The sequence below is a fragment of the Streptomyces sp. NPDC002181 genome (assembly GCF_042890485.1).
GTDB lineage: Bacteria > Actinomycetota > Actinomycetes > Streptomycetales > Streptomycetaceae > Streptomyces.
This window is the reverse complement of sequence record NZ_JBIASC010000001.1, coordinates 1,031,910-1,044,156: the sequence shown is the minus strand read 5'-3', so window position 1 is coordinate 1,044,156 and position 12,247 is coordinate 1,031,910. Positions and strand designations below refer to the sequence as shown.

Below are 12,247 nucleotides of genomic sequence, written 5' to 3'. Positions count from 1 at the left end.
GTACCTGACACGGCCGGTGCAGATATGAAGGAGTAACACCATGCCGCGTCCCGCAAAGGGTGCCCGTCTGGGCGGCTCCGCCGCACACGAGAAGCACCTCCTCGCGAACCTCGCGAAGGCGCTCTTCGAGCACGGCCGCATCACCACCACCGAGGCCAAGGCCCGCCGCCTGCGTCCCTACGCCGAGCGTCTGGTCACCAAGGCCAAGAAGGGCGACATCCACAACCGTCGCCTGGTGCTGCAGACGATCACGGACAAGAGCATCGTGCACACGCTGTTCACCGAGATCGCCCCGCGCTACGAGAACCGCCCCGGTGGTTACACGCGCATCACCAAGATCGGCAACCGTCGTGGCGACAACGCCCCGATGGCCGTGATCGAGCTGGTCGAGGCCCTCACGGTCGCCCAGCAGGCCACTGGTGAGGCCGAGGCCGCCACCAAGCGCGCCGCGAAGGACGCCGAGGCCGTGGCCGAGGCTCCCGCCGCCGAGGAGACCAAGGAGGCCTGATCCCGCTCCGGGATCGAGCTTGCTTGATCGGCTCTGAACGGGCCCGCCCCTTCCCGGGGCGGGCCCGTTCTGCGTTTTCCGACGTTCTTGAGCTTCTGAGAGGATCGGTCACGTGAGTGACGAGGTGGAGCCCGGGCACGTCCGGGTACGGCTGGACCTGTCGTACGACGGCAAGGACTTCTCCGGCTGGGCGAAGCAGCGCGTGCTGCGGACCGTCCAGGGCGAGCTGGAGTCGGCCCTGCAGACCGTGATGCGGCTGCCGGACCCGGTCGAGCTGACCGTGGCCGGGCGGACCGACGCCGGGGTGCACGCGCGCGGGCAGGTCGCGCAGTTCGACGTGCGCGACGAGGTGTGGGCCGAGCACCACGACAAGCTGCTGCGCCGCCTCGCCGGCCGGCTGCCGCACGACGTACGGGTGTGGAGGGCGGCCGAGGCCCCCGAGGGCTTCAACGCGCGGTTCTCCGCCATCTGGCGCCGCTACGCCTACCGCGTCGGCGACCACCAGGGCGGCGTCGACCCGCTGCGCCGCGGGCACGTGCTGTGGCACCAGTGGCCGCTCGACGTGGACGCCATGAACGAGGCCGCCGCCGCGCTGCTCGGCGAGCACGATTTCGCCGCGTACTGCAAGAAGCGCGAGGGCGCCACGACCATCCGCACCCTCCAGCAGCTCGGCTGGGAGCGGGGCGAGGACGGGATCGTCACCGCGACCGTGCGCGCCGACGCCTTCTGCCACAACATGGTCCGTTCGCTGGTCGGCGCCCTGCTGCACGTCGGGGACGGACACCGGCCGACCGACTGGCCGGGGAAGGTCCTGCGGGCCGCCGTACGGGACTCCTCGGTGCACGTCGTGAAGCCGCACGGGCTCACGCTGGAGGAGGTCGGCTACCCGGCGGACGAGCTGCTGGCCGCCCGCAGCAAGGAGGCCCGCAACCTGCGCACCCTCCCGGGCGTCGGCTGCTGCTGATCCGCCGCGGGGCGGGGAACCCGTTTGGGCGGATCGGCGCCGGGCCTGGACAATGCCCGGCATGGGACATCTCGAAGCCAGCCACCTGGAGTACTACCTTCCCGACGGGCGGGTCCTGCTCCCCGACGTCTCCTTCCGCGTGGGGGAGGGGTCGGTCGTCGCCCTCGTCGGGGCGAACGGCGCCGGCAAGTCCACCCTGCTGAAGCTGATCTCCGGCGACCTCCAGCCGCACGGCGGCGGGACCACCGTCAGCGGCGGCCTCGGAGTGATGTCGCAGTTCGTGGGCTCCGTACGGGACGAGACGACCGTACGGGACCTGCTGGTCTCGGTGGCCCAGCCCCGGCTCCGCGAGGCCGCGAAGGCCGTGGACCACGCCGAGCACCTGATCATGACGGTGGACGACGAGTCCGCGCAGATGGCGTACGCGCAGGCGCTGAGCGACTGGGCCGACGTCCAGGGCTACGAGGCGGAGACCCTGTGGGACGTCTGCACCATGGCCGCGCTGGCGGTCCCGTACGACCAGGCGCAGTTCCGCGAGGTGCGCACGCTGTCGGGCGGTGAGCAGAAGCGGCTCGTGCTGGAGGCGCTGCTGCGCGGGCCGGACGAGGTGCTGCTGCTCGACGAGCCGGACAACTACCTGGACGTTCCCGGCAAGCGGTGGCTGGAGGAGCAGCTCAAGGCGACCCGAAAGACCGTGCTCTTCGTCTCCCACGACCGGGAGCTGCTGTCCCGGGCCGCCGAGAAGATCATCAGCCTGGAGCCGAGCCCCACGGGCACGGACGTGTGGGTGCACGGCTCGGGCTTCGACACCTACCACGACGCCCGCAAGGAGCGCTTCGCGCGCTTCGAGGAGCTCAAGCGGCGCTGGGACGAGGAGCACGCCCGGCTGAAGGCGCTGGTCCTGCGGCTGCGCAACCAGGCGGCGAGCAGCCCCGACATGGCCTCGCGCTACCGGGCGATGCAGACGCGCTTCCAGAAGTTCGAGGAGGCCGGCCCGCCGCCGGAACCGCCGCGCGAGCAGGACATCAAGATGCGCCTGAAGGGCGGCCGGACCGGCGTGCGCGCGCTGACCGTGGAGAACCTCGAACTCACCGGCCTGATGAAGCCGTTCTCGCTGGAGGTCTTCTACGGGGAGCGCGTCGCGGTGCTCGGCTCGAACGGCTCCGGGAAGTCGCACTTCCTGCGGCTGCTGGCCGGCGAGGACGTCAGGCACACGGGTGATTTCAAGCTGGGTGCCCGGGTGGTCGCCGGTCACTTCGCGCAGACGCACGCCCACCCCGAGCTGTTCGGCCGCACGCTCGTCGACATCCTGTGGACGGAGGCCGCGAAGCCGCTCGGCCCCGCCATGGCCGTCCTGCGCCGGTACGAGCTGGAGCGCCAGGGGGAGCAGCCGTTCGAGCGGCTGTCGGGCGGCCAGCAGGCGCGTTTCCAGATCCTGCTGCTGGAGCTGGCGGGCACCACGGCGCTGCTGCTGGACGAGCCGACGGACAACCTGGACCTGGAATCCGCGGAGGCCCTCCAGGACGGCCTGGAGTCGTACGAGGGCACTGTGCTCTGCGTCACGCACGACCGGTGGTTCGCGCGGACATTTGACCGTTTCCTGGTCTTCGGTTCCGACGGTGTTGTGCGAGAGACTCAGGAACCCGTTTGGGACGAACGTAGGGTCGAGCGCAAGCGCTAGGGGGAGACCGCCCCCTCGGTCGGAGTGAGGGGGAGGCGTCGTGGGCCTGTGGCCTGGCATCTGGCTCATGAGGCGGGAGAAGCAGGGCTTCGGCGACCGGTTGCTCGACTGGCTGCTGCGGCCCGCGTCCCGGCCCTGGCGGCTGCTCTCGCTCGCGGTGGTCCTGGGGGTCTGCGTCTCCACGAGCCTGCGGGAGAACTGGGGCTCCGACAACGCCTTCGTGGTCAAGGCGGCGCGAACGCTGCTGGCCGGCGGGTCGCCGTACGAGGACAAGCGCTTCCTCTACCTGCCCAGCGCGGTCCTGATGGCCGTCCCCGAGGCGCTGCTGCCGACGGCGGTGCTGCGCTGGATCCTGCCGGTGGCGATGTCCGGGCTGCTGGGCATCGGGTGGCTGGCCGCGCTGCGGATGTTCTCGGTACCGCTGCGCTCGCGCTTCGCGGTCGTCGGGTTCCCGGCGCTGGCCCTGGCCTACAAGCCGTACGTGAACCTCGTGCTGATCGGCAACTGGACGGCGATCTCGGCCGCCGCGCTGCCGGTGGCGCTGCTGCTCGCGCACCGGCGGTCCTGGGCGGCCGCCGGGCTGGTGGTGGGGCTGGCCATCGCCTGCAAGCCCATGCTGGTGCCGATCGGGCTGGTCTTCGTACTGGCCCGGCAGTGGCGGGGGCTGGCCGCCGCCGTGCTGGTGCCGCTCGGGATGTCGGTGCTCGGGGCGCTGATGATGCCCAGTCCGACGCTGTTCTTCACCAAGACCCTGCCGTTCCTGCTCCAGGGGCAGGACGCGTACGCGCTGCCGTGGGACGCCTCTCCCATAGCGGTGCTGCCGCGGCTGGGGGTGCCGGAGCCGGTGGCGGTGCTGGTGGCCTTCGCGGGGGCCGGGGCGGGTCTGTGGGCCGCCTGGACGCGGTGGCGGCGCACGGCGCAGGAGACGGACGGGGGAGAGCTGCGGCTCGTGGAGACGGCCTGCATGGTGATGCTCACCGCATTCCTGGTCTCGCGGCCGTCCTTCGACCACTACCTGCTGGTGGTGCTCCCGCTGCTGCTGGCCTCGGCGGTGCGGCCGGGGTCGATGCCGCGCTCGCCCTGGTTCTGGCTGGCCCTGACGCCCCAGGTGGCGCTCCTCCCGTGGCCCTCCGAGCTGGCCCACAAGAGGCGCGCCTTCAAGGACTGCGCCACCTTGTGCGGGCTGGCGATCCTGCTGGTGCGTCGTGCGCTGCGCTCCGGTCGGGTTACTCTTGGGCAAGTAACAACTGCGGGGTCCCCATCCAGGACCGAACCGGAGTGCGCCGCGACGCCAGCAGAATCGGCATCGCGGACCGCGTTTTGACCCGTATGGGTCTGCTTGGGTATCCTGCTGGTTTGTTATGCGTATTGGCTTTCTCATTCTCACGTGAAAGGGCCTTGCGCCGGTCCACCGGACCGATGACCAGCGGTTCACACGGGTTGCGTCCCTGATGTGAACGAGGGCTGTCGTGATCGTCCGTGGTGACCCTGTCAGGACCTTCCCGCGGGGGCTTGCGCCCTTGGGATACCACCACTGAAGAAGCGAAGGCATACGCGTGCGTACGTTCAGCCCCAAGCCCGGCGACATCTCGCGCCAGTGGCTCGTCATCGACGCCCAGGACGTTGTCCTCGGCCGTCTGGCGACCCAGGCCGCCGCCCTCCTGCGCGGCAAGCACAAGCCGACCTATGCGCCTCACATGGACATGGGCGACTTCGTCGTCATCATCAACGCCGACAAGGTTCACCTGTCCGGCAACAAGGCGTCCCAGAAGATGGCGTACCGCCACTCCGGCTTCCCGGGCGGTCTCCGCTCCGTGCGCTACGACGACCTCCTGGCGAACAACCCGGAGAAGGCCGTCGAGAAGGCCGTCAAGGGCATGCTCCCCAAGAACACCCTGGGCCGTCAGATGCTCTCGAAGCTGAAGGTCTACTCGGGCGACCAGCACCCGCACGCTGCCCAGCAGCCGGTGCCGTTCGAGATCACCCAGGTCGCGCAGTAGTTCCGGCCACCCCCTAAGACGTAGAAAATTCTGAGGAGCATCGTGGCCGAGACCACCGCCGAGACCCCCGTCGAAGAGTTCGAGGGCGTCGAGGAGTACACCACCGAGTCTGAGGTCGTCGTCGAGGGCGACTACACCTCCGAGTCCCTTGCCGGCCGCTTCGGCGACCCGCAGCCGGCCGCCGGCCTGGGCCGTCGCAAGAACGCCATCGCCCGCGTCCGGATCGTTCCGGGCACCGGCAAGTGGAAGATCAACGGTCGCACCCTTGAGGACTACTTCCCCAACAAGGTGCACCAGCAGGAAGTCAACGAGCCGTTCAAGCTCCTTGAGCTCGACGGTCGCTACGACATCATCGCCCGCATCGCGGGTGGCGGCGTCTCCGGCCAGGCCGGCGCCCTGCGCCTCGGCGTGGCCCGTGCCCTGAACGAGGCCGACGTCGACAACAACCGCCCGGCGCTGAAGAAGGCCGGCTTCCTTTCCCGCGACGACCGTGCGGTCGAGCGCAAGAAGGCCGGTCTTAAGAAGGCCCGTAAGGCTCCGCAGTACAGCAAGCGTTAATCTGCGCCTGCTGTTCAGCAACAAACCGCCCCGGCAGCACTCTCCGTGCTGCCGGGGCGGTTCGTTTACCGCCACAAGCGGCAAATACATGTCACAAGCGGTCACAAACGAAGCGTGAACTCGGGAGGACAACAGTGGGACAACTCTTCGGGACGGACGGTGTACGCGGCGTCGCCAACGCGGATCTGACGGCTGAGCTCGCGCTCGGTCTCTCCGTGGCAGCTGCCCACGTACTCGCCGAGGCGGGCACCTTCGCGGGCCACCGCGCGACCGCGGTCGTCGGCCGCGACCCGCGCGCGTCCGGCGAATTCCTGGAGGCGGCGGTCGTCGCGGGCCTCGCGAGCGCGGGCGTGGACGTCCTGCGCGTCGGTGTGCTGCCCACCCCGGCGGTGGCGTATCTCACCGGTGCGCTGGGTGCCGACCTCGGCGTGATGCTCTCCGCCAGCCACAACGCGATGCCCGACAACGGCATCAAGTTCTTCGCCCGCGGCGGCCACAAGCTCGCCGACGAGCTGGAGGACCGCATCGAGTCCGTCTACGAGGAGCACCGCACCGGCGCCCCGTGGGACCGGCCCACCGGCTCCGGCGTCGGCCGCGTCTCCGACTACGACGAGGGCTTCGACAAGTACGTCGCCCACCTCATCGGCGTCCTCCCGAACCGCATCGAGGGCCTCAAGATCGTCCTGGACGAGGCGCACGGCGCGGCCGCCCGCGTCTCGCCCGAGGCCTTCACCCGGGCGGGTGCCGAGGTGATCACCATCGGCGCCGAGCCCGACGGCCTCAACATCAACGACGGCTGCGGCTCCACCCACCTGGAACTCCTCAAGCAGGCCGTGGTCGAGCACGGCGCCGACTTCGGCATCGCGCACGACGGCGACGCGGACCGCTGCCTCGCGGTCGACGCCGCCGGCGCCGAGATCGACGGCGACCAGATCCTCGCGGTGCTGGCCCTGGCCATGCGCGAGGCCGGCCAGCTGCGCGGCAACACCGTCGTCGGCACCGTGATGTCCAACCTCGGCTTCAAGCTGGCCATGGAGGGCGAGGGCATCGAGGTCGTGCAGACCGGCGTCGGCGACCGGTACGTGCTGGAGTCGATGAAGGAGCACGGCTACGCGCTCGGCGGCGAGCAGTCGGGCCACGTGATCATCCTCGACCACGCCACGACCGGCGACGGCACGCTGACCGGCCTGATGCTGGCGGCGCGCGTCGCGGCCACGGGCCGCTCGCTCGCCGAGCTCGCGGGCGTCATGCGGCGGCTGCCGCAGGTGCTGATCAACGTTCCCGACGTGGACAAGTCCCGGGTGACGACCTCCGGCGAACTGGCCGCTGCCGTCGCCGACGCCGAGCGGGAGCTGGGCACCACCGGGCGGGTGCTGCTCCGTCCGTCGGGCACCGAGCCGCTGGTGCGGGTGATGGTCGAGGCCGCCGACATCGAGCAGGCCCGCGCGGTCGCCGGCCGGCTGGCGGACGCCGTGAAGTCGGCGCTCGGATAGTCCTGTCCCACCCGATCGGCCCCGCCCCCCATTGCTCCGGGGGCGGGGCCGACGGCGTTCCGGGGCCGTTCAGGTGGTCGTGGGGCGGCGGGACCAGCGGCCGCGCTGGGTCCGCCACAGCGCCTTCTGCCCGTACAGGGTCAGGACGCCGGCCAGCATGATCCCGCCCAGGTTGATCAGCAGCTGCTCGACCGATCCCCACATCTGGGCGAGGTACCCGTAGCTGAGGGCCACGGCGGCGTTCGCACCGGCCGGGACGGTGGTCACGGAGATGGCCACGCCGACCAGCGCCCCCGACTTGGCGGAGGTCAGGGACAGTACGCCCGCCATGCCGGCGAGCACCGACACCACGAAGGACAGCGGGTCCGGCTGCCAGATGAAGCCGGTGTTCGGGCGGGGCCGATCCAGCATCTCCGCGTGGAACTGCCCGATCGCGTCCATCCCCAGGCTGAACACGGTGGTGGCGATGATCGCCGAGGCGAAGCCGATCAGCAGTGCGCCCAGGGAGCGCAGGGCGTGCCGCGGCTCGCGCTGCACTACCGCGGTGCAGACGCCCGCGAGCGGACCGAACTCGGGGCCGACCGCCATCGCGCCCACGATCAGGACGGCGTTGTCCAGCACCACGCCGCAGGCCGCGATCATGGTCGCGAGGATCATGAACGCGGCGTACGTGATGCTGAGCGTGGACTCCTCGTGGGTGACCTCGGTCAGCTGCTCCCACAGCACCGCGTCGGCCGCCTCGCCCGGGGCCTCCTCCGCGGCCGCCTGGGCCCGCTGCGACAGGACGAGGTCGATGTTCTCGACGGCGATCGAGCCGTCCCGCTCGATGCCCAGCTCCCGCAGCTCGCGCAGCAGCTCGTCCCCCGCCTCCCGGGCGACGTCGCACAGCACCAGGTCGCCGCGGGGCTCGCGGGCGGCGCCCGGCAGTACGACCAGATGGGTGGTGCCGACCATCGACTCGATGGCCGAGACCACGGCGTCGGTCCGGTCGCCCGGCGTGATCAACCGCAGGTGCAGCATGGCCGCACCCTAGTGGCGAAAGGGTCAGAGCTTGCGGAGGCTGAGCTTCTGGACCTTGTGGTCCGGGCCCTTGCGGACGACGAGCGTGGCGCGGCCGCGGGTCGGGGCCACGTTCTCCAGGAGGTTCGGCTTGTTGATCGTGCGCCACATGGTCTGCGCGTACTCCAAGGCCTCCTCCTCGGAGACCTGGGTGTACTTGCGGAAGTAGGAGAACGGGTTCTGGAACGCGGTCTCGCGCAGCTTGCGGAACCGGTTGAGGTACCAGCGCTCGATGTCCTCGGGCCGGGCGTCCACGTACACGCTGAAGTCGAAGTAGTCGGCGAGCGCGACGCGCGTACGGCCGTCCGTGCCGGGCAGGGCGGGCTGGAGGACGTTGAGCCCCTCGACGATCAGGATGTCGGGGCGGCGCACGACGAGCTGCTCGCCGGGGACGATGTCGTAGATCAGGTGCGAGTAGACCGGGGCGCTGACCTCGTCCTTGCCCGCTTTGATGTCCGCGACGAAGCGGGTGAGCGCGCGGCGGTCGTACGACTCCGGGAAGCCCTTGCGGGCGGTCAGCCCGCGCCGCCGGAGCTCCTTCATGGGATAGAGGAAGCCGTCGGTGGTGACCAGCTCGACGCGGGGGTGCTCCGGCCAGCGGGCGAGCAGGGCCTGGAGCAGACGGGCCACGGTGGACTTGCCGACGGCTACGGAGCCGGCGACCCCTATGACGAAGGGGGTGCCCTGCTGGGCGCCGTGGCCGTTGCCGGCGTCGCCGAGGAAGGTGTTGAGGGTGCCGCGGAGGTTGCTCGTGGCGCCGACGTAGAGGTTGAGGAGGCGGGAGAGCGGGAGGTAGACGTCCCGGACCTCGTCGAGGTCGATGACGTCGCCCAGGCCGCGCAGCCGCTCGACCTCCTCGGCCGTGAGGGGGAGCGGGGTCCGCTCGCGCAGCGCGCTCCACTCGTCGCGGGTGAGGTCGACGTACGGGGAGACCTCGGCCCGGCGGTGGGGTCGCTCGGGGCGGTCGGGGCGCTCCATCGCGCTCTCCGGCGGCGTGCTTCGTGGCGGCGAAGTGATCACACCCCATTGTCGTGGCTCGGGGGCGGTTGTGGGTGGTGGGGTCGGTCACGTGGCGGGCGGCGCTGTCTCGGGGGGATATCACCTCGGTCACGATGGGTCCCGTGCCGGAAATGCCGGATCTTGTGTCGGTGGCGACCGGTAGTTTGCTGTGCGTAATCGTTTTCCATGGGGGGATTTTCCGTGCGCAACACCATCGTCCGCCGTTCCGTCGTGGCTGCGTCCGCGTTCTCGCTGGCGCTGCTGGCCACCGCATGCGGCTCGGACAAGTCGACCGACAAGAAGGACGAGCCGAAGGCGGGCTCGTCCTCCGCTCCGGCCGCGCCCGCGGTCAAGGGCAAGACGGATGCCGAGGTCAAGGCGCTCCTCGTCACCCAGGCGGACCTGCCTGACCAGATCGTCTCCGCTGACGAAGCCGCGCAGGCCGTCGACGAAGGGGCCGGAGCCACGGTCGACAAGGCCGAGTGCAAGGTGCTGATGCAGGCCCAGTTCGGCCAGAAAGTGGGCGCCCCGACCGGTGTGGGCCTCACGGTGGCCAAGGACAAGCTGAAGGAGCCCGCTGCCGACGCCTCGCCCGAGGAAAAGCTGAAGGCGGGACTGGAGGCGATCGGCTCCACCCAGACGCTGGTCAATCTCGGCTCCTACGACGGCAAGGGCGCCGAGGAGGCGTTCGCCGCTGTCAAGACGGCCGCCACGGCCTGCTCCGGCGGCTACACGGTCACCAATGGCGGTGAGAATACGAAGTTCCTCGACGTCAAGCCGGGTTCCGCCGTCACTGCCGGGGACGAGGCTGCGGCCTTCACCCTGACCATGGACCTGGACGACGGCGACAAGACCACCACTCACTTCGTGGTCGTACGCAAGGGCAACACGCTGTCCTCTTTCTCCGCCTTGGGCGTGGTGGCGAAGCAGCCCAAGACCGTGATCGACACCCAGGTCAAGAAGCTCGGCTGACGACCCGTCCGTACGGGCCTCGAACAACGTCAATCCCGCTCCGGCGCATTCGCCGGGGCGGGTTTTTCGTCTTGTTCAGGTACGGGGCAGGCGGCCGACCACGGCGTACGCTGCGCCGTATGTGCGGAATTGTGGGTTACGTGGGAGCGCAGTCGGCGCTCGATGTGGTCATCGCCGGACTCAAGCGGCTGGAGTACCGCGGCTACGACTCGGCGGGCGTCGCCGTGCTGGCCGACGGGGGGCTCGTCGCCGCCAAGAAGGCCGGAAAACTGGTCAATCTGGAGAAGGAGCTGGTCGGGCATCCACTGCCGGCCGGATCCACGGGACTCGGGCACACCCGCTGGGCCACCCATGGCGGGCCCACCGACGTCAACGCCCATCCGCACCTCGACAACGCGGGCAAGGTGGCCGTCGTCCACAACGGCATCATCGAGAACTTCGCCGCCCTGCGCGCCGAACTCGCCGAGCGCGGGCACCGGCTGGAGTCCGAGACGGACACCGAGGTCGTGGCCCACCTGCTGGCCGAGCGGTTCGAGGCCGGCGGGGACCTCGCGGAGGCCATGCGGCAGGTGTGCCGGCGGCTGGAGGGCGCGTTCACGCTGGTCGCGGTGCACGCCGACGCGCCGGACGTGGTGGTCGGGGCCCGCCGGAACTCCCCCCTCGTGGTGGGCGTGGGGGAGGGGGAGAACTTCCTCGCCTCGGACGTGGCCGCGTTCATCGCCCACACCCGGTCCGCGATCGAGCTGGGGCAGGACCAGGTCGTCGAGCTCCGCCGCGACGGGGTCACGGTGACCGACTTCGCGGGTGCGCCCGCGTCGGTGCGGGCCTACCACGTGGACTGGGACGCCTCCGCGGCCGAGAAGGGGGGATACGACTACTTCATGCTCAAGGAGATCGCCGAGCAGCCGAAGGCCGTCGCCGACACCCTCCTGGGCAGGATCGACGCGAGCGGTTCGCTGAGCCTGGACGAGGTGCGCATCCCCGTCTCGGTGCTCAGGGAGGTGGACAAGGTCGTGATCGTGGCGTGCGGTACGGCGTACCACGCGGGCATGATCGCGAAGCTGGCCATCGAGCACTGGACCCGCATCCCGTGCGAGACGGAGCTGGCCAGCGAGTTCCGCTACCGCGACCCGATCCTGGACCAGCGGACGCTCGTGGTCGCGATCTCGCAGAGCGGCGAGACCATGGACACCCTGATGGCGCTGCGGCACGCGCGCGAACAGGGGGCCAGGGTGCTGGCCATCTGCAATACGAACGGGTCGACGATCCCGCGCGAATCGGACGCCGTGCTGTACACGCACGCCGGTCCGGAGGTGGCCGTCGCCTCGACCAAGGCGTTCCTGACGCAGCTGGTGGCCTGCTACCTGGTCGCGCTGTACCTCGGGCAGGTGCGGGGTACCAAGTGGGGCGACGAGATCGAGTCGGTGATCCGCGAGCTGTCCGACATCGCCGGGGCCGTGGACACCGTACTGGAGACGATGGAGCCGGTCCGGGAGCTGGCGCGCTCGCTCGCGGACAAGGACACCGTGCTCTTCCTCGGCCGGCACGTCGGCTACCCGGTGGCGCTGGAGGGCGCGCTCAAGCTCAAGGAGCTGGCGTACATGCACGCCGAGGGCTTCGCGGCGGGCGAGCTCAAGCACGGCCCGATCGCGCTGATCGAGCAGGACCTGCCGGTGGTGGTGGTCGTGCCGTCGCCGCGCGGACGCTCCGTGCTGCACGACAAGATCGTGTCGAACATCCAGGAGATCCGGGCGCGCGGGGCGCGGACCATCGTGATCGCGGAGGAGGGGGACCACGCGGTCGTCCCCTACGCCGACCACCTGATCCGGATCCCGGCGACGCCCACGCTGCTCCAGCCCCTGGTGGCGACGGTGCCGCTGCAAGTCTTCGCGTGCGAGCTGGCCACGGCCCGCGGGAACGAGGTGGACCAGCCGCGCAACCTCGCGAAGTCCGTGACGGTGGAGTGAGCGGAGCGGACGGAGCCGGTCGCGGACAATGGGGCTCAGTCGTAAC

Annotated in this window: 11 protein-coding genes; 9 read left to right on the top strand and 2 right to left on the bottom strand. The window is 70.4% G+C overall.

The annotated features are described in order from the left end of the window. Positions 1-40: 40 nt before the first annotated feature. From rplQ to glmM, 7 genes are all read left to right on the top strand, one after another. Entirely contained in the window at positions 41-508 is a 468-nt protein-coding gene (gene rplQ, locus ACFYXV_RS04775; RefSeq protein ID WP_030298228.1) for a 50S ribosomal protein L17, read from the top strand. A gap of 112 nt (positions 509-620) precedes the next feature. Continuing rightward, on the top strand, positions 621-1,472 hold the full coding sequence (gene truA, locus ACFYXV_RS04770; protein WP_389382009.1) for a tRNA pseudouridine(38-40) synthase TruA: 852 nt from the start codon (positions 621-623) through the stop codon (positions 1,470-1,472). Positions 1,473-1,533: 61 nt separating this feature from the next. After that, positions 1,534-3,153, top strand: coding sequence for an ABC-F family ATP-binding cassette domain-containing protein (locus ACFYXV_RS04765; RefSeq protein WP_385467990.1), 1,620 nt, complete (start codon positions 1,534-1,536; stop codon positions 3,151-3,153). Between the two features lie 40 nt (positions 3,154-3,193). Further along, entirely contained in the window at positions 3,194-4,477 is a 1,284-nt protein-coding gene (locus ACFYXV_RS04760) for a glycosyltransferase family 87 protein (protein ID WP_385835698.1), read from the top strand. 232 nt (positions 4,478-4,709) lie between these two features. Beyond that, on the top strand, positions 4,710-5,153 hold the full coding sequence (rplM, locus tag ACFYXV_RS04755) for a 50S ribosomal protein L13 (RefSeq protein ID WP_030154717.1): 444 nt from the start codon (positions 4,710-4,712) through the stop codon (positions 5,151-5,153). Between the two features lie 42 nt (positions 5,154-5,195). Further along, positions 5,196-5,711, top strand: a complete 516-nt coding sequence (rpsI, locus tag ACFYXV_RS04750) for a 30S ribosomal protein S9 (protein WP_030154718.1) — start codon at positions 5,196-5,198, stop codon at positions 5,709-5,711. Positions 5,712-5,845: 134 nt separating this feature from the next. Beyond that, positions 5,846-7,204: a phosphoglucosamine mutase gene (glmM, locus tag ACFYXV_RS04745; RefSeq protein WP_383503074.1), complete on the top strand. Its 1,359-nt coding sequence runs from the start codon at positions 5,846-5,848 to the stop codon at positions 7,202-7,204. Positions 7,205-7,273: 69 nt separating this feature from the next. On the opposite strand, the gene ACFYXV_RS04740 is transcribed toward glmM, so the two are convergent. Next, positions 7,274-8,224, bottom strand: coding sequence for a DUF389 domain-containing protein (locus tag ACFYXV_RS04740; RefSeq protein WP_385467998.1), 951 nt, complete (start codon positions 8,222-8,224; stop codon positions 7,274-7,276). A 24-nt stretch (positions 8,225-8,248) separates the two neighbouring features. Then, positions 8,249-9,241 carry a type I pantothenate kinase gene (coaA, locus tag ACFYXV_RS04735; protein WP_385468001.1) on the bottom strand — a complete coding sequence of 331 codons (993 nt, stop codon included), beginning with the start codon at positions 9,239-9,241 and terminating at the stop codon, positions 8,249-8,251. Between the two features lie 222 nt (positions 9,242-9,463). Between coaA and ACFYXV_RS04730 the strand changes: the two genes are divergently transcribed. Next, the gene (locus tag ACFYXV_RS04730) at positions 9,464-10,234 is read left to right on the top strand and encodes a hypothetical protein (RefSeq protein ID WP_389382008.1); all 771 of its coding nucleotides are present in this window, start codon (positions 9,464-9,466) and stop codon (positions 10,232-10,234) included. 119 nt (positions 10,235-10,353) lie between these two features. After that, entirely contained in the window at positions 10,354-12,201 is a 1,848-nt protein-coding gene (gene glmS / locus ACFYXV_RS04725) for a glutamine--fructose-6-phosphate transaminase (isomerizing) (protein WP_385468007.1), read from the top strand. Positions 12,202-12,247 lie beyond the last annotated feature (46 nt).

Excerpts from the sequence above, each read along its gene's own strand:
- rplQ (WP_030298228.1), top strand. The coding sequence starts at position 41 with ATGCCGCGTCCCGCAAAGGGTGCCCGTCTGGGCGGCTCCGCCGCACAC.
- ACFYXV_RS04765 (WP_385467990.1), top strand. The coding sequence starts at position 1,534 with ATGGGACATCTCGAAGCCAGCCACCTGGAGTACTACCTTCCCGACGGG.
- ACFYXV_RS04740 (WP_385467998.1), bottom strand. The coding sequence starts at position 8,224 with ATGCTGCACCTGCGGTTGATCACGCCGGGCGACCGGACCGACGCCGTG.
- coaA (WP_385468001.1), bottom strand. The coding sequence starts at position 9,241 with ATGGAGCGCCCCGACCGCCCCGAGCGACCCCACCGCCGGGCCGAGGTC.
- glmS (WP_385468007.1), top strand. The coding sequence starts at position 10,354 with ATGTGCGGAATTGTGGGTTACGTGGGAGCGCAGTCGGCGCTCGATGTG.